Origin of the sequence: Vallitalea longa, from assembly GCF_027923465.1 — a bacterium.
In the GTDB taxonomy this organism is placed as follows: domain Bacteria; phylum Bacillota; class Clostridia; order Lachnospirales; family Vallitaleaceae; genus Vallitalea; species Vallitalea longa.
This window is the reverse complement of sequence record NZ_BRLB01000075.1, coordinates 1-320: the sequence shown is the minus strand read 5'-3', so window position 1 is coordinate 320 and position 320 is coordinate 1. Positions and strand designations below refer to the sequence as shown.

The 320-nt window shown below is 30.3% G+C and carries 1 protein-coding gene; it reads left to right on the top strand.

Features of this window, described 5'->3' with window-relative positions; genetic code table 11:
* Window positions 1-320: hypothetical protein (locus QMG30_RS24880; protein WP_281819926.1), on the top strand; the 320-nt coding region annotated here is incomplete at both ends.

Below are 320 nucleotides of genomic sequence, written 5' to 3'. Positions count from 1 at the left end.
AAGATCAGTACGGAAATGTGATGGATGAAAATATAAGTTGGTCATTAAAAACGCCAGCAAATGGAGTAAGTATAAATTTAGAGACTGGAGTATTACAAATAACCAACCAGGCAAATGCAGGAATAGTAATAGTAATAGCATCTAGTAATGGAATGACTGAAGAAAAAACAGTAACAATAGAAAAAACAGAGCCAGAAGTAACAAATATAATAATTAATGGTGAAAGTATAATAAATGTACCAACAGAAATAACAAGTCCAAATGAAACAGAGTATAAAGGTATAGTAAAAGACCAATACGGAAATGTAATGGATGAAAAT